Source organism: Campylobacter sp. JMF_15 NE4 (assembly GCF_027737645.1).
Classification (GTDB): domain Bacteria; phylum Campylobacterota; class Campylobacteria; order Campylobacterales; family Campylobacteraceae; genus Campylobacter_B.
Genome location: NZ_JAOVTY010000002.1, coordinates 224,185 through 245,192, shown reverse-complemented (window position 1 = coordinate 245,192; position 21,008 = coordinate 224,185). Strand labels below are relative to the sequence as shown.

Genomic DNA, 21,008 nt, shown 5'->3' with positions numbered 1-21,008 from the left:
AATTTGCTAAATTTACACGCCCTTGCCGTCAAGATAAAATTTTTTCCCTGCGACATAATGGAGCGTTTTTAGCTCATCGCCAACTTCATCAAAACGCCAATGTGAGCCGTCAAAAACTCTATTATCGCCATAAGCTGCCACAACCTGCCCGATAAAAAGGTCGTAAGTTTGCTCGTTGTGAGGCTCTGGGATAACCTTGCAAATAATCCACGCAGCGCAACCTGCGACTAGCGGGACTTTAAAATCGCCCCTATAAAACAGCTCCACGCCGTCCATTTTATGCGGGTTGTCGAAGCGAGAATTGTTTTCATCGCCCAAATTTAAAAGCAAATCTTTTTGCGTGGCGACGGGGATTTGCACCGCAAAATATCCGCTTTTTTCGATAAGAGTGCGTGTAAATGAGCCGTTGTGCGGCACTATCGTAACTTTGTCGTAATCAAGCGGACACGCCCAAGTAACCGCCATAGCGTTTTTTACGCCCTCAAATTCAGCCGAGACTATCGTCGTGGCACCGTGGTTTAAAATGTGGTAGGATTTTTGAATATCGACATTAATTATTGCCATTTTTTGCTCCTTATTTTAGCTTTCCATACTGCTCGTCGCTTACTGGTTCTAGCCACTCGTTGCTGGTCTCTGTGCCCTCGACTTCGACGGCGATATGCGCAAACCAGCTATCCTTTGCCGCGCCGTGCCAGTGTTTGACGCCAGCTGGTATATTTATGACATCTCCTGCTTTCATTTCCACGGCTTCCTTGCCCCATTCTTGGTAGTATCCGCGACCTGCTGTGGCGATTAGGATTTGACCGCCACCGCTTTTGGCGTGGTGGATATGCCAGTTGTTGCGGCAGCTCGGCTCAAAGACCACATTATACATTTTGACCTGTTGGGTCGAAATAGCGTTTAGGTAGCTGTTTCCGCTGAAATACTTCGCATACGCGCTGTTTAGTTCGCCCACGCCAAATGGGCTAATTTTAGCAAATTCGTCCTTGCTCATGGCGCTAGGATTGCCAAATTTAGCCGAATTTGAAATTTTTAAAATCTCATTTATTTGCGCGTCGCTAACGCCGTTTAGTTTAGCGATTTTTATGTGAGCGTCCCTTTGTGGCTCGGTGCCACTCATCGCCGCTAATGCTGCGACCGTGATGATCTCGCGCTCCTTCCACGAAAAAATTTCGCTCGCAAAAATATCGCCAAATAAATGCGCCTTCAAATAATAATCCACATCTGCGCTAAGTGCGCTTAAATCGACTTTACCGCCCACTAAATCGGTTTGTGTTTTAGAGCCGATTTCAAGGCTATTTAAATTTTTATCTATGATTTTATTTTCCGTGCCTTGCGTGGTTTTCAAGCCCATTTTTTCGCGCTCTTTAAGCGTTTCGCTCAAAACGCCAAGCCCATTTAGGGCTTTTGGGAAACCACAATACGCATAAAGTTGCGCCATTAAATCTTTAATCTCAGCCACGCTTATACCGCTATCAAGCGCAGAATTTACGGCGTTTTTTAACTCGCTTAAATTTGAACTAGCCAAAAACGCTGAAATTTTGGTTAAATTTAGCTCTTTTTGGTTTAAATTTTTGATTTCGTTTTGTGAAATTTGCATATTCTCCCCCGTTTCATTTGCCATGCAAACCCCGCAAAATAGCGAAGTTAGGGCTAGTGTTAAGATTGATTTTTTAAAAAACATACTCTCTCCTTTAAAATTTTTCAAGATTTGCGATTTTTTTCATATCATCATCGCTTAAATTAAAATCAAAAATGCTTATATTTTCGATCATACGGGACTTTGTCGCGGTTTTTGGGATAGTGATGATATTTCTTTGGATTTGCCAACGCAAAATGACCTGCGCCGCGGTTTTGCCGTATTTCTCGCCGATTTTTTGAAGCGTTTCGTTGTTTAAAATTTTCGCACTACCTGAGCCAAAAGGCGAATAGGCTTGTGTGGCGACACCAAGCTTATCAAGCTCGGTTTGCGCACGAATTTGCTGTTTGAAAGGGTGAAGCTCGATTTGATTAAGCACGGGTTTTATAGCAAATTCATCGCAAAGCTCTCTCACTAAATCCACGCTAAAATTGCTAACGCCGATTGATTTTATTAGCCCCTTTTCGACTAGCTCGCAAAATCCAGCCCAAATGCCCTTAATATCGCCATAAGGAGCGTGGATTAGATACAAATCGATATAATCAAATTTAAGCGCGTCTAGGCTTTCATAAACTGCCCTTTTTGCACCCTCAAAGCCCACATTTGCGCCCCATTGAAGCTTTGAAGTTACGAAAATCTCATCTCGTTTTATGCCACTATTTCGCACAGCTTCGCCTACGATCTCTTCGTTGCGATAATACTGCGCCGAGTCAATGTGGCGGTATCCGACTTCTAGCGCATTTTCGATAGCTTTTAGCCCGTCCTTGCCACGAATATCCCAAGTGCCATAGCCCAAAATTGGGATTTTCACGCCATTGTTTAACTCATAATTTGGAACTAAATTTTGCATTTTTGCCCCCTTACTTGCAAAAAGCGAATTTGCGCCCACAATCACGCCTGCGCCAAAAATTACAGAATTTTTCAAAAAACTTCGTCTTTGCATAAAATTTCCTTGCGAGAGGTTAAATTCGTAGAAATTTTACCAAATTTGGGGTGGAATTTGGTAGAACAATCCTCCAAATCCCTTGCCTAATCCTGCAAATTTTTGTCTAATTCTTTGATTTTTTCGATTGCAAGAAGTGCGCCAGTTTTGGCTGTTTGCGAGAGCGTGGAGGAAAATTCGCCCAAATTTAGCAAATCAACCTTTATGCCTAAAAATAGTATTTTTGGGATAAATTCGCGTAGGTATTTGATCCACACGCACGCTGGGATATTGTGCGCGCTGTAAAAATAGCTCACATCATCGCTTAAATCCACGAATTCGCACTCAAATTTGGCGTTTTCGTCCATTATCACGCCGATTGCATCGACAGCGACTAAAATTTCTGGCGCGTAAGCTCTGATTTTGGAAAATTCATTTTCTGGCATGTCCCCGCCAAAAAATATCTCCCAGCCAGGAAGCTCGCACATAGCGATTTTACCGACTTCTATGCCAACGCCGTCATCGCCACGGAGCTCGTTTCCTACGCACAAAATCGCTTTTTTCATCTAAAAACTTTCCTAAGCGTTAAATAACCCTCATCTAAATCCTTTAAAAACTCACCCAAAGCCGAATTTTCAAGGCTTTGCAAAAGTTTTATGGCGTGTTCTGGGAAAATTTCGATTTCGTTTATCGTAGCGATATTTCCTAGCTTAAATTTCGCGTATTCATCGCCCGCGCTTAGTATCTCTTCCCACTCGTTTTCGCTAAATTCGCAAATCTTCTCGCTAAAATCAATCGTGCCAACCCCATGCCCAAGGCTCGTAAAAATGGTGATATCCCTAAATTTCGGCGCAGTATCTGGCTCATCTACATGGCGTTTTGTCAGCTTCCAAACCTCTATCATAATCCTGCCTTAAATTTGAAATTTTGCGAAATTATACAGATAAATTCTTAATTATTAAAATTTAAAAAAATCCAAAATTTTGCCCTTTATTTGCTATAAAAGTAGTATAATCTTTCACTTAAAAGCAAAAGGCTTTTAGGACAAATTTTAAGGAGGGCGGTATGAAGGTTGTAAGTATTGTTGTAGTAGATGGCAGTGTCGTAAATGAATCTGATTTGATTACAAGTATTGCGTCGTATGATGATTTTAGCGCGATTAGCGCAGAGCTTCGAAAAGCCCTGAAAAAAAATTATATTAACAAGTCGCAATATACGAAAATTTACAAAAAAATCACCGCGCAAACCGGATTTTCGCGTGCGAAATTCGACTATGCTCCATACGCGAAAGATATCGAGGAGCTGGTTTCAAGGGGATACACGGTCAAAGCGATTTTAGCCCATATCGGCGAGAAGGACGAGGAGTTTAAAAAATCTGTGAGCGCTTCGGGGCTAACGCACTTCATCGCTACGAATTGTAAGGACGAAAAAAACAAAATTCGCGCAATCGCAAAGAGCAAAAACGAACTTTTGCAAGCGTATAAATTTGAGCTTAAAAAGCTCCATTTCAAGGGCATTTCAGATAAAGATATTTTGCGAGTAATGAGGGAAAAATACCCTGAGGATTTTACCAAAATCACAGAGGCGCAAATCCATGAGTTTATCGAAGCCAACGCCAAACTCGATATGGGGCGCAAAATTTCGCTTCTTAAAAAACCAAGCCTGTATGATGAGCATTTCGACGAGATTATGAGCTTGTATAAAAGTGGCATGAGGGTCTATGATATCTGGAAAACACTAAGGCAAAAATACCCAAAACTAGCCAAACTTCAAGCCCCAAGCCTGTATCATTTCATCGGAAATAACGCGCTTGGCAAGGCAAAATATATGCAAGAAGGATAGGCTTGGGCGAGCCTAGAATTTGCGTGATTTTGTGCGGCGGCAAAAGCTCTCGCTTTGGCAGAGATAAGGCGGTAGAGCCATTTTTGGGCGAGCCTAGTATGACGCATTTTTGTTTCAAAAGGTATTCGCGCATTTTTTCGCAGGTTTTCGTCTGCGCAAAATCGCAAAAATTTAGCCCCGCACTTCCTTTGATAAAAGATGATTTTGAGGATTTTTCGCCTATGGGCGCGCTGTATTCGGCGTTAAAGGGGTTTGCTGGGGAAAGGGTTTTCATCGTGCCTGCTGATACGCCATTTGTGAGCGAAGAGGCAATCCGCGCGCTTTGGGAGAGCAGGGCTGAGATTTCGCTTGCAAGTGATGGCGAAAAAACGCATAATTTATGCGGATTTTTTAGCGGGGATTTGGCGGAGCGTGCGCTGAAATTTTACCGCGAAAACAACCATAAAATCGGCGAATTTATTACTTATTGCGATAGTGAAATTTTAAAATTTGAAGATAAAGCGCAGTTTTTAAATATCAATTACGAAAGCGATTTAGAAAAAGTTGAAAACTAAAATTTTATTTTTGGCGCTATTTAGCGTTTTGTGCGCAGATGATAGCGAAATTTTGGCGAAAGCTAGGGATTTTGAGGCAAAGGGCGATTATAAAAACGCTATGATTTATTACAAAAAACTAGCTCTTGCAAACACTAGCGCGCAAAATTCAAGCGGAATTTCAAAGCCAAATTTAGCGTCAAATTCAAATGAAATTTCGGCGCGGTATCCAAAAAAGCAAAATTTAAAGCAAAATTTAGCGAATTTAGACTTGAATTTCACGCCAAAACCAAGCAAAAAACAGAATTTTAGCGAATTTTTGGGCATTAAATATTACGAGCCAATTTACGCAGTTTTTACTCACGATCACCATAAAAAAGAGGGTCGTAGCCCCAATGAAGCGCACTTTGCGTTTAGTTTTGAACGACCTATAAGCTATGATTATTTTGGCTTTGGCGAGAAAATTTCCTTTGCTTACACACAAAATTCGTGGTGGCAAATCACCGCTGATAGCGCGCCATTTAGGGAAAATAACTACAAGCCAGAGCTTTTTATGAGTCTGACGCCAGACTTTGCCGACGAGCTAAAACTTGGCGTTTTGCACGAATCAAACGGCAAGGACGGGGCGGATTCGCGCTCGATAAATCATCTTTATGCGCAAAGTTCGTGGAGATTTGGGAGCTTTGAAATCACGCCAAGACTTTGGTATGCTTTCGGGCTAGATCAGCGCAACAAGGACATTAGCGAGTATATGGGCTATGGGGATTTGCGCGCTTCGTATAGCTTCGGGCGACACAAAGTCATGGCCAAATGGCGCAATAATCTGCGCTTAAACTCGCAAAATCGCGGTGCAATCGAGCTTGATTTTATATTTCCACTCTTTAACAGCGGGCTTTATGGGTATTTTAGGTATTTTAGCGGATACGCTGAAAGTCTAGCGGATTATAAAAAAAGTGTCGATAAAATCGGCCTTGGCGTCTCGTTTGTGGAATTTTAAATTTTGCTAAATACTGACCTTGAATTTTGTATAATCTGTCATTGCGAGAATTTTTCGTTAGCAAAATTCGTGGTAATCTACGAGTTTAAAATTCCTTGCGCCAAATTCGCTGTCATTGCGAGAAAACGAAGTTTTCGAAGCAATCCAGTAAAATTTAAATTCAAAATTCAACCCAAATTTAGCATTGAACGATTTTGTAAATTTAACCTGCGCCGTGGAATTCTCTGTAAGGGGGAAGGGGGCTTGAATTGCGAGGTCGCGCCCCTTCCCCCTTACAAACCCCCAACCCCCGACGACGCTTTTAAGGTGGCTAAATTTAGAAAAACTTCGTTTTTCTAAATTTAGCTGATTTAATTTTACTGAAATGCTTCGCATTTCTTTGGGTAGTAGATTAAACGAATTTGAAAAGTCAAAATTTATAAAATTTTAGATAAAATCACAGGTTTAAATTTCAAAAAAGGATGTAAAATGGCAAAGGTTCAACCGGCAAATTTAATTTGGAAAAACGGCTCGCTAATCCCATGGGCTGAGGCTACAACGCATGTTTTAAGCCACTCGCTTCATTATGGCAACGCAGTATTTGAGGGCGTAAGGGCCTACAAGACAGACAAGGGTTATGCGATTTTTCGCCTTGATGAGCACACAAAAAGACTTTTAGTTTCAGCCAAACTCTGCCTAATCAAAACCCCTTATAGCTTCGATGAGCTGCGTCAGGCGCAAATCGATGTCGTAGCCAAAAACGACTTCGACCAAACCGTCTATATCCGCCCACTAATCTACCTAGGATACGGCTCTATGGGCGTTTCACTAAAAGATGTCCCAGTCGATACAATCGTAGCTGCGTGGCAATGGGGCGCGTATATGGGCGAGGAAGCCCTAAGAGCGGGCATTAAGGTGAAAATTTCATCTTGGGCGAAACCTGCTCAACACTCAATGATGGCTAAGGCAAAAGCGAGTGCGAATTATTTCAACTCACAAATGGCAAATTTCGAAGCAGTCGATGCTGGATACGATGAGGCGCTACTACTTGATCCACAAGGATTCGTCGCAGAAGGTCCAGGGGAATGCTTGTTTATCGTAAAAGACGGCGCGCTAATCACTCCGCCAAACGATACTAGCTTGGAGTCAATCACTCAAAACTCAGTTATCCAAATCGCCGAGAGTTTGGGCATAAAAGTCCTTCGCCAACGCATTTCGCGCGATCAAGTCTATGCAGCCGATGAGGCGTTTTTCACAGGCACAGCCGCTGAGGTTACGCCGATTAGCAATATCGACGGACGCATTATCGGCAAGGGCGAAATGGGCGAGATCACAAGCAAATTGCAAAAAGCGTATTTCGCGGTCGTTACTGGCAAAGACCCTAAATTTGAGCACTGGCTCGCATACATCAAATAAGGATAATTATGCCGGCAGATTTAAATGATTATTTCAACAAAAATAAAAAAAATGGTGGCAACGAAAATGGTGGATTTAGCTTTAAGGGGCCAAATTTGCAGAATTTAGGCGGCTTTAAATTCGGCGGATTTTTCTACTTTTTAATCGCTATTGTCGCGCTTTTTATCATTGCAAAACCATTTGCCACTATCCAATCAGGCGAGGTTGGCATTAAGTCAAATTTGGGTAAATACGATCCCACACCGCTAGGCGCTGGAATCCACTTTTTCGTGCCGTTTATCCAAGATATTTTTGTGATTGATACGCGCGTGAGAATCATCAACTACACTAGCAACGAGGATATGGCTACAAGCAGGGCAAGTGGCGGAAGTATCGGTGGAATCATCCGCAAAAATTCGCTTTCAGTGCTAGACTCTCGTAACCTGCCAGTAAGCGTGGATATCACCGTGCAGTATAAACTAAACGAGAGCACCGCGCCTGCGACGATTGCGGAGTGGGGGCTTTTATGGGAGGATAAAATCATCGATCCTCGCGTCAAAGATGTCGTGCGTAGCGTCATCGGCAACTACCCAGCTGAGGAGCTTCCGACTAAGCGTGAAGAGATTGCTAAGGCGATTGATCAAGGAATTCGCTCGAATATCGACGCACTTAAAAATTCGCCTGTGGAGCTTCGTGCTGTGCAACTTCGTGAGATTATCCTACCGCCAAAAATCAAAGAGCAAATCGAGCGTGTGCAAATCGCAAAACAAGAGGCTGAGCGCACAAAATACGAAGTCGAAAGGGCTAATCAAGAGGCGCTTAAAAAAGCAGCCCTTGCAAAAGGTAACGCTGATGCTGTAAAAATCGAAGCGCAAGGTAAGGCAGACGCTGTAAAAATCGAAGCTGAGGCACAAGCGTATGCAAATACTGAAATCGCAAAAAGCCTAAATCAAAATTTGTTAAATTTAAAGCAAATCGAAACTCAGGCGAAATTCAACGAGGCTTTGCGTGAGAACAAAGACACGCAGATTTTCCTAACCCCAGGCGGTGCGGTGCCAAATATCTGGGTCGATACCAAAAATAAACCGCAACAATCGGCGATTAGCGAATAATAAATTTTGCAATCCCCATGCGGGATTGCAAAATCGCGTAAATTTATCAAAAACGGAGATTTTATGATTAAGGTTGATTGGCAAAAGGTCGCTGGCCTGCTCCCAGTGGTGGTGCAAGATTACAGCGACGGGGCTGTTTTGATGTTTGGTTATATGAACGAAGAGGCGCTTGCGCTTTCGCTAGAAACGGGGCTGGCGCACTATTTTTCGCGCACAAAAAATCGCATTTGGAAAAAGGGCGAAACAAGCGGAAATGAGCAAATCATAAAATCTGCGTTTTTAGACTGCGACAACGATACTCTGCTACTCAAAGTAGAGCAAAAAGGCGGCGTGGCGTGTCATACGGGAGCGAAAAGCTGTTTTTTTAACGAAGTAAAATTTGGCGAGAATTTAGCGAAAAATTTGCAAAATTTGGCGCAAAATTCGCAAAATTTGGGCGATGAAAACACTGCGCCCAAAACTGCGCGCAAAATTTCGCCTTATGATATTTTAGATGAAATTTACCATGTTTGCTTGGATAGGAAATTTAACGCAGACCCTGCGAAATCGTATGTCGCAAGCCTCTATAAAAAAGGCGAAAATAGCTATCTTAAAAAAATCTCCGAAGAGGCATGCGAGTTCGCGCTTGCATGCAAGGATTTAACCCGTGCAAAATCTGCGTCAGAGGCCGAACGGGCGCAATTTGGCGAGCATAGAGCAGGCGAGCCAGAATACGACGCGATTTACGAGGGCGCGGATATTATTTTTCACATGCTTGTAGCTTTGGGGGATCATGGAATCCACCCTGAGACGATTTTGCGCGAGCTTGCACGCCGTGAGGGTATCAGTGGGATAGAGGAGAAAAATTCAAGGCAGGAAAAATAAAATCCTGCGAATTCGTCGCCATTGCGAGCGAAGTGAAGCAATCCGGGGAAATTCACATAAATTTTTAATTTAAAAATTCAAATTCTCTCTAAATTTTACTGGATTACTTCGAATTTCGGAGTTAAAAAATATGAAAGTTCAAAGGATAAAATTGAATTTGAAAAATCGTTGGCTAAATAGCTATATTTACTTGATTTTTTATTACAGAGTTTTTAAAAAACCAAAATCCGTTTTTAGCTCCGTAATTTCGATAATGTCATTAGGTTTAATCGGTTGTTTTCTTTATCTTGTAGTGTTGGGATATTTAAAGGCACTGTCTTACAATCCAAGAACGCTCGAAAATCTCGATATAAACGAAGGAATTTTACAATCAGCGTGGTATAAAGCAAAGGGCACTGGCGGGACTTTGCGACTGGACTTAAACGAAAAAGAGCATAAATTTTATCAAATTCGAAAAAGTGAGCGAGAAATTTACTCAAAACTTATTGGTGAGAGAGTTAAAATTTACAGCGAACCAGATATTTTGTTTTACTACGACCACATATTGCAACTCGAAGATAAAAATGGAATAATTTACATAAAATACGATTATGAAAACAAGCTCAAAGAACCAGAAAGAAATGAAAAAACGACATTTTTTTGTTTAAAGGCAAGTTTGTTTTTCTTAATTTTAATTTTTGTTTTAAATTTTAAAGGAAATAAACCTGAAAATTTCAGAAAGGAAGTTTATGAATAAAAAACAGATTTTAACTTGGATATTTGTAATTTTTTGTCTAATTGTTAGTTTTACAACTACAATCAAAAGAGATGAGATTAAATGTTTTTTTAATTCTTCGCAAAATTGCCTAAATTTAGGATTAGAATAAAATTTATTATGGCGCGAAATTTGCGAATTTAGCGTTTAAATTCATTACAAATTGAAATTTAAACGCTTTGAATTTATTATTGTAGGGATTTGGTTTAGGTGATTTCAGGCAAAACAGCGAAATTTGCTTAAAATCCTAAATTTTCGTTGATCAAAATCACTTCGTATTCACAGCCATACGGCGGATAGTAAAATATGCTAAACCCCCTACACATACGCTCTTTGCTCTTGCAGTCGTAGCATTTATCCCCGTTTGCGACACATGGGGTTTTTGATTTAAAGCGATTTGTATTTTTCACGGCGGCTATGTTTCTAGCCCTGCTCATCGCACTATCAAAATCTGGCGCGATTTTGTTTTTGCCCACGATGAAATAGACCTTTTTGTGCCCGTAGCAAATCGCTGCTATGCGGTTGCCGGTGCCGTCAATGTTGATGATTTCGCCGTCTTCTGAAATGCCATTGACAGACGAGATATAAACATCGGTCGTAAGGGCTTTTTTGCGCGTTTCATCGACGCTGAGATTTTTGTCAAGTAGCCAGTGCCAGTAGGTTTCGTTGTGCTCTCTGAGGCTCTCATACAACCCCATTTCCTTGACGCTCATCGAACCGCCAAAGCCCACGCTGACATCGTGGATATAGATATTTAGATACTCCACAGCCTTTTCTTTGCTCTCAAAAGCGCTGACCTTGTAACCTAATTTTTCCAAATTTTTGGTTATTTTGTCGAAATTCATACCTGCCCCCTGAAATAAAATTTGGTTATTTTATCAAAATTTGCAAAAATTTAATTTAAATTTTGCGCGTTAAATAAGTAAATTTAAAGCTAAATTTGGATAAATTCTGCCCTTTGCAACTAACTGCGTGAAGAAGTGTTTTCAAAATCACCGCTATTTTGAAAACAGTTGGTTTGATACTTTCGCCTGAAATTCGTTAAACCTAAGTGCAAGTTGCATTAAGCGGAATAAAATTTTAGGAGTGTAGGATGAAAGTTCGTCCTTCTGTTAAGAAGATGTGCGACAAATGTAAAGTCGTCAAACGCAAAGGTGTTGTCCATGTAATTTGTGACAATCCAAAACATAAACAAAGACAAGGATAAGTTATGGCTCGTATCGCAGGTGTTGATTTACCAAAGAAAAAAAGAATTGAGTATGGCCTAACTTATATCTATGGTATAGGTCTTTTCACTTCAAGAAAAATTCTTGATGCCACTGGCATTTCTTACGACAAAAGAGTTGCTGATCTAAGCGAAGATGAGGCTGCTACAATCCGCAAAGAGATCCAAGAAAACTATATGGTTGAGGGTGATCTTAGAAAAGAAGTTGCGATGAATATCAAAGCTTTGATGGATTTGGGTGGTTATAGAGGTTTAAGACACAGAAAAGGTCTTCCTGTTCGCGGTCAAAAAACAAAGACAAATGCTAGAACCCGCAAGGGCAAACGCAAAACTGTCGGCGCGGCAACTAAATAAGGATTGAGAAATGGCAAAAAGAAAAGTTGTTAAGAAAAAAACCGTTAGAAAAAATATAGCAAAAGGTATCGTTTATATCTCTGCTACATTTAATAACACAATGATTACAGTTACAGACGAAATGGGAAATGCTATCGCATGGAGCAGTGCTGGCGGACTAGGATTTAAAGGCAGCAAAAAATCAACTCCATACGCAGCTCAACAAGCAGTAGAAGATGCGCTTGGCAAAGCAAAAGAGCATGGCATTAAAGAAGTTGGTATCAAAGTTCAAGGTCCAGGTAGCGGTAGAGAAACTGCTGTAAAGAGCGTGGGTGCTATTGAGGGTATTAAAGTTACATTTTTAAAAGACATTACTCCTTTGGCTCACAATGGTTGCAGACCACCAAAACGCCGCCGCGTATAATAAATTTAGGAGAATATAATGGCTAGATATACAGGACCAGTTGAAAAATTAGAAAGAAGACTAGGCGTTGATTTATTTATGAAAGGCGAAAGAAGACTAGCTGGAAAAAGCGCTCTTCTAAAAAGACCTTATGCGCCAGGCCAACACGGACAAAGACGCGCTAAACTTAGCGAATACGGCTCACAATTAAGAGAAAAACAAAAAGCTAAATTTATGTATGGCGTTAGCGAGAAACAATTCCGCAAACTATTCGCAGAAGCTGCTCGTCGCGATGGAAACACAGGTGCGATTTTAATCCAACTATTAGAGCAAAGACTTGATAATGTAGTTTATAGAATGGGCTTTGCTACAACTCGCCGTTTTGCAAGACAACTTGTAACTCACGGACATATTTTAGTCGATGGAAAAAGACTAGATATCCCATCATACAATGTAAAAGCTGGACAAAAAATCGAAGTTATCGAAAAAAGCAAAAACAATCCTCAAATTTCAAGAGCGGTTGATTTGACAGCTCAAACAGGTATCGTTGCTTGGGTCGATGTAGAGAAAGAGAAAAGATATGGAATTTTCTCACGCGTTCCAGAAAGAGATGAAATAGTTATTCCTGTCGAGGAAAGATTTATCGTAGAGCTTTACTCTAAATAGTAGGTGAAACATGAGAAAAATTACAACATCAGCTCATATGCCAACTGAATTAAAGGTTGAAAATGTCAGCGAAAATGTTGCTAAAATCGTAGCATATCCTTTTGAGACAGGATACGGCGTCACTCTGGCTCACCCTTTAAGAAGATTGCTATATACTAGCACCGTCGGATTCGCTCCGACTGCTGTCAAAATCGAGGGTGTAACCCACGAATTTGATAGTATGAGAGGTATGCTCGAAGATGTTGCTGCATTTATCATAAATTTGAAAAGCCTAAGATTTAAAATCAAAGGCGATTCAAAAAGAGAGGTTGTAGAATACAGCTTCAAAGGACCAAAAGAGATTTGCGGAAGCGATCTTGCCAACGATTTGGTCGATGTAGTAAATCCTAGCGCATATTTGGCTACTATTAACGAAGATGCCGATTTGAAATTTACTCTAATCGTAGAAAAGGGCATTGGTTATGTTCCAAGCGAAGAGATAAGAGGCACTCTTGATAGCGATTATATCGCGCTTGACGCTTTCTTTACGCCTGTTACAAAAGCAGTGTATGATATCGAAAATGTCCTAGTCGAGGATAACCCAGACTTCGAAAGAGTAGTATTTACGATCACAACTGACGGACAAGTAAGCGCAATCGACGCATTTAAAAATGCGTTAGAGGCTATGTATCAACAACTAAGCGTTTTCAAAGGCATAGTAAATATCAATATTTCTGATACTTTGGGAAAACAAATCCCTACAAATTCAGAATTTGCTAAATTATTTGAAAGCATTAATAGTTTGAATTTAAGTGCAAGAAGCTTTAACTGCTTAGAAAAAGCCGATATTAAATTTGTCGGTGAAATCGCTATTATGAGCGAATCAGAGCTAAAAGACCTTAAAAATTTAGGTAAAAAATCTCTTGAAGAGATTAAAGGCATTATGGAAGAAATCGGTTATCCATTGAGTAATGATAAACCAGAATTTTTAAGCAAAAAAGATAGCCTTAAACAAAAGCTTGAAGAGCTTAAAGCACAATCAAAAAATTAAGGATAATAAATGAGACACAATCACGGATATAGAAAGCTAGGTCGCACTTCGTCTCATCGTGCTGCACTGCTAAAAAATTTAACTATCGCACTAGTAAATAGCGGCAAAATCGAGACAACGCTTCCTAAGGCAAAAGAGCTTAGAAGTTATGCTGAAAAACTAATCACAAGAGCTAGAAAAGGCGATAGCGAAGCTCATAAATTTGTTTTCGCTGCATTACAAGACAAAGGCGCAACAAACAAACTAGTTACCGAAATCGCTCCAAAATACGAGGGCGTAAATGGTGGCTATACTCGTATCATCAAAACTCGCGTTCGCCGTGGCGACGCAGCTGAGATGGCATACATCGAGCTAATTAGCAAATAATCAAAATTCGGGAGAAATCCCGAATTTTAAATTTTAAAATTCATCAAATTTGCCTTTAAATTTCAACCTTTAAATTTAGATTTTAATCCCAAATTTACGCAAAATATTGTAATATTTCGACTTTTAAAAGCCTTAAAATAAAAAAAGGAAAAAGTTGCAAATCCAAAATGATTTTTTAAAAAAACTAATTGATTTAAGGCGCAAAATCGCCTTTGGCCTTATCCTTATCATCGCCTGTGCGCTAATGGCGTATTCAAAAAGCTTTATGACAATCGCCTTTGGAATTTGCATTTTTATCTTTGCGATAAATTTGCTAAATCAAGCCCTAAGCGGTCTAAGTATAATCGAAAATTTCTTACACAGCGTAACTTCTAGCAAATTTAAAAGCTTTCTTTTTGGGTTTATCACGACCTTTATCATGCAATCAAGTGGCCTAGTTAGCGTGCTTGCGATATCGTTTTTAAGCGCGGGGCTAATCGGGCTTAGCGCTGGACTAGCTATCATTTGCGGGGCAAATTTAGGCACGGTTTCTGGCGGTTGGCTCTTTGCACTGGGGCTAAAAACGCAAATCGCATACTACGCAATGCCTCTGATAATCCTAGGCTCGCTGTTTTTATTCACCAAAAACCAAAATTCCAAAAGTTTTGGCTATTTTTTATTTAGCTTAGGGCTTTTGTTTTTAGGGATCCACTATATGAAGGGCGGATTTGAGGAGATCAAAGAGACGGTCGATCTAGCAAAATACGCTATGAGCGGGTTTGGCGGGCTTTTGATTTACACATTTGTGGGTATTGTCATTACGATACTGACCCAGAGCTCGCACGCTACGCTCGCCCTTGTCATCGCAGCTCTTGGCGCATCGCAGATAAGCTACGAAAACGCAATCGCAATCGCCATTGGCTCAAATATCGGAAGCACAATCGTGGCAGTCATCGGCTCACTTTCGGCGAATTTCGACGGAAAAAAGCTAATGCTTGGCCATGTGATTTTCAATGTCGCCACGGCTGTTTTGGTGATCGCACTGATAAAATACTTTGTGCTTGCCACAGACTGGGTGAGTGCGTATGTGGGGATAAAAAGCGATGATTACGCGCTCAAACTCGCTGTTTTTCACACGATTTTTAATACTTTTGGGTGCATGATTTTTTATCCACTGATCTCAAAACTCGAAATTTTACTAAACAAAATCATCACCGGCAAGGTCAAACGCGCCAAAATCATCAAGGCAAAATTTCTCGACGAAAACGCGCAAAAGGTGCCAAATACGGCATTTATCCTGCTTATCAAAGAAATGGGCAGGTTGTATTCTAACACCGTCTCAATCGTGGCAAAATCCATCAGCATTAGCAAAAATGACCTTAGCTCAGAGCTTGGCTCAGCCGAGATTATCGCCAAACGCTCGAAGCCAAAGGAGATAAATTTCGACGAGCTTTACGAAAACCGCTTCAAAGAGCTTTACTCGCAAATCACAGACTACCTCATCGGCGCTAGCGCAAACGCCAAAGACAGCGATTTGACGCGCTTTATGAATATCCGCAGGGCAAGCCTGCTTTTAGCCGAAACGCTAAAAGATGTCAAACTAATCCAGCCAAATATCTTTAAATTTATGAGCTCATCGAACGAACATATCCGCGCCGAATACGACAAATTGCGCGCAAAAATCGTAAAAATGCTCCGCATTATGGAGAGTTTGCGCGATTTCGAAATCGATAGCAAAGAGGGTATGAAGGAGCTTAGGGCGCTTTTTGAAGAATACCGCAAAAGCGCGCTCGCACCCGATAAACTTCTAGCCGAAAAGCTCATTTCAAACAAAATGGCGACCTCGCTGATGAACGATATGGAAATCGTCAATGAAATCACTTCTAGGCTTTTAAAAATCGTGGAAATTACATTTAATTACGGCAAAGAAAACGATGATTTTGAAATCATACGCGATAATCTGCGCCCAAAAGAGGCGTGAAATTTCGCTTTTATGTCAAATTTAAGTAGTAAATTCGCGCCAAATTTAGCCCCTTTTGGTAAAGGGGCATTTGGATTAATCCGCTAAATTTATCGTATCGATAATCTCTCTGGCATGGATTGCGTAGTCGTTGGCAAGGGCTTTTTGGAAAATTTCGGCTAGTTGCTCATACGAGCCATCTCCACCGCCGAAAAACTCGCTGTCGCCGAAATTTCTCTCGTTTGTAGAGATTGTTTTATTATAAATCGGCTTGCCGTTTTTTAGAATTTTAAGCTTCAAATCGTAGCTAATAAATGGTTTTGCCGTCACATCGAAGCCGTCTGCGCTATAAAAGCCAAATTTAAAATCGCTGATTTGCGGAACGATTAAAAGCGCGCTAGGGCTTATGAGTTTTTCATCGCTTATCGTATTTGCTCGCAACAAATACGAGCCGATAAATCGCTTTGTCTCGCCTCTGACAAACTCGCCAAGGCTAAGGGTTAGATCCTTTTTTTTGCCAAGGCTAGTTGAAGAGATGAAAGTTTGCTCGCTCATAATCTCAGCCGGGGTATAAATTTGGGCTTCCTGCATGGCGTTTGCGACTAGGATATTTTCATCATACGGGGCGACATCTGCGCCGTTTTTGAACTCGGCCTTGTGCGCGCAACCAGCAAAAAGCGCGCAAACAAGGGCAAAAGAAAAAAGCTTTTTCACGAAATTTCCTTTATTTTATCACTTTTACGACATCGTCAAATGCACGGCGTAGTTTTTTAGGCTGTGGATTTACGCGGTATCCAAACGGAAGCACGAGTGCCACGCGACGGTCGTTTGGCTCGTATCCTAGCACTCTTGTGAGTTCAAGCCTATCATCAATCCCCTCGATTGCGCAGCTATCGATCCCACGACTTCCAGCCTCGTTCATCATAGTCATCGCTGCGAACATACACTGAGCGTGCGACCAGCCAAATAGCAATTCATCGTCATTTTTGAAATTTGCATTTAAAAATTCATCGTAGAATTTCACCCTTGCTTCGCGCTCTTCTGTGCTTTTGTCCTCACGGCGAGAAATCATTTTGGCGATGTATTCGCTGCCGTTTTTGAGCTCAGAAATTTTCGCCATGATTACGACAAGGCGCGCTGAGGTGGTGATTTGAGGCTGTTTCCAGCAAAGATTGTAAATTTTTTGCTTCATTTCATCATTTTGTATAACTAAAAAATCCCATTGTTCAAGCCCAGTCGAGCTTGGAGCCAAAATTCCAGCTTCTAGGATTGCTCTGAAATCCTCGTCTGATATTTTTTTGTTTTCGTCAAAAATTTTGCATGCGTGGCGAAAATTTAAAATTTCTGTATGTGTCATACTCTCTCCTTATTTTAGTTTGATTATGTAGCCATTGGCGAAATTCTCAAAGCTAGCGTTTGATTCGCCGCTGATTTCGAGGCTGTAAAACCCCTCATCTCTGGTAATATTAATGTCATAAAACCCGCCCACATTTACCATAAATCCAGCCTGACTAAGCTTCATTTCGTCCCTAAAAAGCTCGATTTTTGCAAATTTGCTTTTGTTTGTGTCGAGGGATTTGATCTCATCTTTTGTGATGATTTCAAGACTATGATTTTTGATAACGAACTGCAATTTATCGTCAAATTTAATCGTCTCTAACGGCAAATCAAGGCGTGGCGTAAAATATGGCTTAGGCATAGAAATACCGCCGTTTTGCTCTAAATTTGGGTCATTTGAAGTGACAGAAACATCTAAAATTTTAGAAAGCGCAGGTTTAGCTCGCGCACTTAGCATAAAATCATCTCGCCAATCCACAGAGCGATTTATGTCGATGATTTTTTCCTGTGTTGCGCCATTTTCGTCGCTATAACGCACTATGATTTGCTCGATTACTTTGGCGTTTGAGGGGAGCGAAAAGAGCTGCGAGGTGAAGTCATCTGGCGGGATTATGGGCTTTATGACTTGAAATTTAGGCGTGCTTAAATTTTGCTCTGCGCTTGAATTTTTGTCTTTGTTTGTGGAATTTGCGTCTAAATTCGCGCTAGAATTCGTATCGGCTAGCAGTAAAACTGCGCATAAAAAGGGTAGTAAAATTTTCATTTAACCAAATCCGGATCCAGCAAACGACGCTCCAAATATGTCTTTTGAAGCTCGGCGTTTTCGCTTTTTAGCCTCTCAATATCCGAAAACAAAAACGCCTTTTGCTTTTGCAAATCGCGCAAAACCTCCAACGAGCGCTTGCCAAAAAGCACATCGTATAAGAAAAATCCAGCGTAAGCGATAGCCACTAGCCCGCAAAGCGCAATGGCGATCTTTTTAAATGGCGATTCGATTTTTCTGAAATTTCTAGGTTTGCTAAATTTTGGCGAATTTTGAGAATTTTGAGAATTTGGGCTTTGCGGGGCGCGCGTTTTCGCGCCTGAATTTTGGCTAGAATTTGGCGTAAAATTTGCGCCCGAATTTGGCTTTTGCGCCGAATTTGCGCCAAATTCTTGCTCGTAGAAATCCCGGGCTAAATTTTCACTTTTGCCCTCTTGCTCATCGTAAAATTTAGCACCGATTTGGCTTAAAATTTCGCTATCATCGCCAAATTGTGCGCGCTGGGCGTAAGAGCCAAGCTCGCGCGCACCACTACCCTTTTTTTTAAAAAGCATTATAGTTTGTTGCCTAAAAATTCGTCGCTTTCGCACTCGATTTCAAGCAAGCGGTTGTATTTTGCGTTGCGTTCGCTTCTTGAAGTAGCGCCTGTTTTGATTTCGCCTGTATTTAGCGCGACCGCAAAATCAGCGATAAACGCGTCCTCGCTCTCGCCACTTCTGTGGCTCATAATGCAGCGATAGCCGTTGCGTTGCGCTAGGCGCACGGTTTGCATGGTTTGGCTAACAGAGCCTATTTGATTTGGTTTAATCAAAATCGCATTTGCCACGCCTTTTTTGATACCTTCTAGCAAAATTTTCTCGTTTGTTACAAACAAATCATCGCCCACGAGTTGCACTTTTTTGCCAAGGCGCTCGGTTAGCTTTTTCCAGCCGTCCCAGTCGTCTTCGCTTAGGCCATCTTCGATAGAGAAAATTGGGTATTTTTCGCACAAATTCGCGTAGTATTCAATTAGCTCTTCGCTTGTGAATTCTCTGCCTTCTAATTTGTATTTTCCGTCCTCGTAAAGCTCGCTAGAAGCGACATCTAGGGCGATTTTAATCTGCTCGCCTGGTTTGTATCCAGCTTTTTCAATCGCGCTCATAATGATTTTAATCGGCTCTTCGTTGTCTTTTAAATTTGGCGCGAAACCACCCTCATCGCCCACAGCCGTGCTATGACCTGCGTCATTTAGAATTTTCTTTAAAGTTTGATAAATCTCAGCCGCTGCGCGCAAAGCGTCGCTGAAATTATCGAAACCAAACGGCATAATCATAAATTCTTGGAAATCCACGCTGTTGTTTGCGTGTGCGCCACCATTGATGATATTAAACATCGGCACAGGCAAAATGCTGGCATTTGCGCCACCCAAATAGCGATATAGTGGCATATTTAGGCTTTTTGCAGCTGCCCTAGCTACTGCCATAGATACGCCCAAAACAGCATTTGCGCCTAAATTTGAGTAGTTTTCGGTGCCGTCAAGCTCCAACATAGTATCATCTATAAATTTTTGATTATACGCATCGGCTCCCACGATTGCCTCAGCGATTGCTTCATTTACATTAGCGACCGCTTTTAACACGCCTTTTCCGCCAAATCTCGCGTCTTTATCGCGTAACTCCAAAGCCTCTCTTTTGCCAGTGCTTGCCCCACTTGGCACTACTGCGCTCGCTACCGTGCCGTCGCTTAGCTCGACTGTGGCTTTGACCGTCGGATTACCTCTGCTATCTAAAACCTCGATTGCATACACATTTTCTACAAATACCATTATTCTTCTCCTTTATCATCATCGCTAGAATCGCTTAAATTCACGCCTTCGCTTCCCATTTGTTCTTTTATTTTGCCTAGAATTTCATCGGCCACGCTTGGGTTATTTTCTAGGTAAATTTTGGCATTTTCTCTGCCTTGACCAAGCTTCGTATCACCATAGCTAAACCACGCGCCACTTTTATCGACAATGTCGAGTTTGACGCCATAATCAATCAATTCGCCGACTTTGGAAACGCCCTTGCCAAACATAATGTCAAATTCTGCCACTTTAAACGGCGGAGCAACCTTGTTTTTGACCACTTTTACCTTCGCGCGGTTGCCGATTGGCTCTTCGTTTTGTTTAAGAGTGGCGATTTTGCGGATATCAATACGCACTGATGAGTAAAATTTCAGCGCATTTCCGCCTGTGGTGGTCTCTGGGCTTCCATATCCTGTCATACCGATTTTCATACGAATTTGGTTGATGAAAATCACGGTTGTGCCCATTTTATGCACGACGCCTGTGAGTTTGCGAAGAGCTTGGCTCATAAGGCGGGCTTGAAGTCCTACATGCTGATCGCCCATATCGCCGTCGATTTCGCTCTTTGGCGTAAGTGCTGCGACGCTATCTACAATTATCAAATCAATCGCGCCACTTTTGGCTAGGGTTTCGACGATATCAAGGGCCTGCTCGCCAAAATCTGGTTGGCTCACATATAGATTGTCTGTATCCACGCCCAAATTTGCGGCGTATTTGACATCTAGCGCGTGCTCGGCATCGACAAATGCGCAAATTCCGCCAGCCTTTTGGCACTCGGCGATGATATGAAGTGTCAAAGTAGTTTTACCAGAGCTTTCTGGTCCGTAAATTTCGATAATTCTGCCCTTTGGCACGCCGCCGATTCCAAGGGCGATATCAAGGCCGACTGAGCCTGTGGATATCGCGTCGATCGCCTCGACTTGCTTATCGCCAAGGCGAACCAAAGTGCCTTTGCCAAACGCTTTATCAATCGATTTTAGCGCGGCGTCAAGGGTTTTTTTCTTTCCTTCGTCCATAGTGTTCCTTAAAAAAAATTTACCGCTGATTTTAGCAAAATAACTTTAATAATAGGTTGTGTAATAT

Annotated in this window: 26 protein-coding genes; 14 read left to right on the top strand and 12 right to left on the bottom strand. The window is 41.5% G+C overall.

Annotated features, from left to right (window positions below; translation table 11 throughout):
- Window positions 1-12 precede the first annotated feature (12 nt).
- The 5 genes from OFN98_RS05565 to OFN98_RS05545 form a co-directional block, all read right to left on the bottom strand.
- Window positions 13-564 carry a flavin reductase family protein gene (locus tag OFN98_RS05565; protein WP_270874334.1) on the bottom strand — a complete coding sequence of 184 codons (552 nt, stop codon included), beginning with the start codon at window positions 562-564 and terminating at the stop codon, window positions 13-15.
- A 10-nt stretch (window positions 565-574) separates the two neighbouring features.
- Entirely contained in the window at window positions 575-1,684 is a 1,110-nt protein-coding gene (locus OFN98_RS05560; protein WP_270874333.1) for a carboxymuconolactone decarboxylase family protein, read from the bottom strand.
- A gap of 10 nt (window positions 1,685-1,694) precedes the next feature.
- Complete coding sequence (locus OFN98_RS05555) at window positions 1,695-2,582, bottom strand: aldo/keto reductase (RefSeq protein WP_270874332.1); 888 nt, start codon at window positions 2,580-2,582, stop codon at window positions 1,695-1,697.
- An 86-nt stretch (window positions 2,583-2,668) separates the two neighbouring features.
- Window positions 2,669-3,127: a hydrogenase maturation protease gene (locus OFN98_RS05550; RefSeq protein ID WP_270874331.1), complete on the bottom strand. Its 459-nt coding sequence runs from the start codon at window positions 3,125-3,127 to the stop codon at window positions 2,669-2,671.
- A complete protein-coding gene (locus OFN98_RS05545) occupies window positions 3,124-3,465 on the bottom strand; it encodes a formate hydrogenlyase maturation HycH family protein (RefSeq protein ID WP_270874330.1) in 342 nt (113 codons plus the stop codon). Before OFN98_RS05545 ends, OFN98_RS05550 begins: the two co-directional genes overlap by 4 nt.
- Window positions 3,466-3,626: 161 nt before the next feature.
- Between OFN98_RS05545 and OFN98_RS05540 the strand changes: the two genes are divergently transcribed.
- From OFN98_RS05540 to OFN98_RS05510, 7 genes are all read left to right on the top strand, one after another.
- Window positions 3,627-4,403 carry a hypothetical protein gene (locus tag OFN98_RS05540; RefSeq protein ID WP_270874329.1) on the top strand — a complete coding sequence of 259 codons (777 nt, stop codon included), beginning with the start codon at window positions 3,627-3,629 and terminating at the stop codon, window positions 4,401-4,403.
- A gap of 2 nt (window positions 4,404-4,405) precedes the next feature.
- Window positions 4,406-4,957 carry a molybdenum cofactor guanylyltransferase gene (mobA, locus tag OFN98_RS05535; RefSeq protein ID WP_270874328.1) on the top strand — a complete coding sequence of 184 codons (552 nt, stop codon included), beginning with the start codon at window positions 4,406-4,408 and terminating at the stop codon, window positions 4,955-4,957.
- On the top strand, window positions 4,947-5,933 hold the full coding sequence (locus OFN98_RS05530; RefSeq protein WP_270874327.1) for a phospholipase A: 987 nt from the start codon (window positions 4,947-4,949) through the stop codon (window positions 5,931-5,933). Before mobA ends, OFN98_RS05530 begins: the two co-directional genes overlap by 11 nt.
- A 468-nt stretch (window positions 5,934-6,401) precedes the next feature.
- Window positions 6,402-7,328 (top strand): branched-chain amino acid transaminase, encoded by a 927-nt coding sequence (locus tag OFN98_RS05525; RefSeq protein WP_270874326.1) that lies wholly within the window; start codon window positions 6,402-6,404, stop codon window positions 7,326-7,328.
- Between the two features lie 8 nt (window positions 7,329-7,336).
- The gene (locus OFN98_RS05520; protein WP_270874325.1) at window positions 7,337-8,419 is read left to right on the top strand and encodes an SPFH domain-containing protein; all 1,083 of its coding nucleotides are present in this window, start codon (window positions 7,337-7,339) and stop codon (window positions 8,417-8,419) included.
- Between the two features lie 63 nt (window positions 8,420-8,482).
- Window positions 8,483-9,283 carry a bifunctional phosphoribosyl-AMP cyclohydrolase/phosphoribosyl-ATP diphosphatase HisIE gene (gene hisIE, locus OFN98_RS05515; RefSeq protein ID WP_270874324.1) on the top strand — a complete coding sequence of 267 codons (801 nt, stop codon included), beginning with the start codon at window positions 8,483-8,485 and terminating at the stop codon, window positions 9,281-9,283.
- A 151-nt stretch (window positions 9,284-9,434) separates the two neighbouring features.
- A complete protein-coding gene (locus tag OFN98_RS05510; RefSeq protein WP_270874323.1) occupies window positions 9,435-10,019 on the top strand; it encodes a hypothetical protein in 585 nt (194 codons plus the stop codon).
- Between the two features lie 257 nt (window positions 10,020-10,276).
- Here OFN98_RS05510 and OFN98_RS05505 read toward each other — a convergent pair whose 3' ends face one another.
- Window positions 10,277-10,882, bottom strand: coding sequence for a lactate utilization protein (locus tag OFN98_RS05505; RefSeq protein WP_270862949.1), 606 nt, complete (start codon window positions 10,880-10,882; stop codon window positions 10,277-10,279).
- A 248-nt stretch (window positions 10,883-11,130) separates the two neighbouring features.
- On the opposite strand from OFN98_RS05505, the gene rpmJ reads away from it, so the two are divergent.
- The 7 genes from rpmJ to OFN98_RS05470 all read left to right on the top strand — a co-directional run bounded on the left by rpmJ (window position 11,131) and on the right by OFN98_RS05470 (window position 16,020).
- Window positions 11,131-11,244 (top strand): 50S ribosomal protein L36, encoded by a 114-nt coding sequence (rpmJ, locus tag OFN98_RS05500; protein ID WP_270858514.1) that lies wholly within the window; start codon window positions 11,131-11,133, stop codon window positions 11,242-11,244.
- Window positions 11,245-11,247: 3 nt separating this feature from the next.
- Entirely contained in the window at window positions 11,248-11,616 is a 369-nt protein-coding gene (gene rpsM / locus OFN98_RS05495; protein ID WP_270858513.1) for a 30S ribosomal protein S13, read from the top strand.
- Between the two features lie 10 nt (window positions 11,617-11,626).
- Entirely contained in the window at window positions 11,627-12,019 is a 393-nt protein-coding gene (rpsK, locus tag OFN98_RS05490) for a 30S ribosomal protein S11 (protein ID WP_270864765.1), read from the top strand.
- An 18-nt stretch (window positions 12,020-12,037) separates the two neighbouring features.
- Window positions 12,038-12,664 (top strand): 30S ribosomal protein S4, encoded by a 627-nt coding sequence (gene rpsD / locus OFN98_RS05485; RefSeq protein WP_270858511.1) that lies wholly within the window; start codon window positions 12,038-12,040, stop codon window positions 12,662-12,664.
- A 10-nt stretch (window positions 12,665-12,674) separates the two neighbouring features.
- Window positions 12,675-13,694, top strand: coding sequence for a DNA-directed RNA polymerase subunit alpha (locus OFN98_RS05480; RefSeq protein WP_270874322.1), 1,020 nt, complete (start codon window positions 12,675-12,677; stop codon window positions 13,692-13,694).
- Between the two features lie 9 nt (window positions 13,695-13,703).
- The gene (gene rplQ, locus OFN98_RS05475; RefSeq protein ID WP_270874321.1) at window positions 13,704-14,060 is read left to right on the top strand and encodes a 50S ribosomal protein L17; all 357 of its coding nucleotides are present in this window, start codon (window positions 13,704-13,706) and stop codon (window positions 14,058-14,060) included.
- 154 nt (window positions 14,061-14,214) lie between these two features.
- Window positions 14,215-16,020: a Na/Pi cotransporter family protein gene (locus tag OFN98_RS05470; protein WP_270874320.1), complete on the top strand. Its 1,806-nt coding sequence runs from the start codon at window positions 14,215-14,217 to the stop codon at window positions 16,018-16,020.
- Between the two features lie 75 nt (window positions 16,021-16,095).
- On the opposite strand, the gene OFN98_RS05465 is transcribed toward OFN98_RS05470, so the two are convergent.
- Genes OFN98_RS05465 through recA form a run of 6 tightly spaced genes read right to left on the bottom strand, consistent with a single transcriptional unit; the run spans window position 16,096 to window position 20,941 of the window.
- The gene (locus tag OFN98_RS05465; protein WP_270874319.1) at window positions 16,096-16,713 is read right to left on the bottom strand and encodes a hypothetical protein; all 618 of its coding nucleotides are present in this window, start codon (window positions 16,711-16,713) and stop codon (window positions 16,096-16,098) included.
- Window positions 16,714-16,723: 10 nt separating this feature from the next.
- The gene (locus OFN98_RS05460) at window positions 16,724-17,356 is read right to left on the bottom strand and encodes an NAD(P)H-dependent oxidoreductase (RefSeq protein ID WP_270874318.1); all 633 of its coding nucleotides are present in this window, start codon (window positions 17,354-17,356) and stop codon (window positions 16,724-16,726) included.
- Window positions 17,357-17,365: 9 nt separating this feature from the next.
- The gene (locus OFN98_RS05455) at window positions 17,366-18,100 is read right to left on the bottom strand and encodes a hypothetical protein (protein WP_270874317.1); all 735 of its coding nucleotides are present in this window, start codon (window positions 18,098-18,100) and stop codon (window positions 17,366-17,368) included.
- On the bottom strand, window positions 18,097-18,654 hold the full coding sequence (locus OFN98_RS05450) for an FtsB family cell division protein (RefSeq protein ID WP_270871139.1): 558 nt from the start codon (window positions 18,652-18,654) through the stop codon (window positions 18,097-18,099). The genes OFN98_RS05455 and OFN98_RS05450 overlap by 4 nt, the downstream gene beginning before the upstream one ends.
- A complete protein-coding gene (gene eno / locus OFN98_RS05445) occupies window positions 18,654-19,904 on the bottom strand; it encodes a phosphopyruvate hydratase (protein ID WP_270862959.1) in 1,251 nt (416 codons plus the stop codon). Before eno ends, OFN98_RS05450 begins: the two co-directional genes overlap by 1 nt.
- Window positions 19,904-20,941 carry a recombinase RecA gene (gene recA / locus OFN98_RS05440; RefSeq protein WP_270858502.1) on the bottom strand — a complete coding sequence of 346 codons (1,038 nt, stop codon included), beginning with the start codon at window positions 20,939-20,941 and terminating at the stop codon, window positions 19,904-19,906. The genes eno and recA overlap by 1 nt, the downstream gene beginning before the upstream one ends.
- Between the last annotated feature and the right edge of the window lie 67 nt (window positions 20,942-21,008).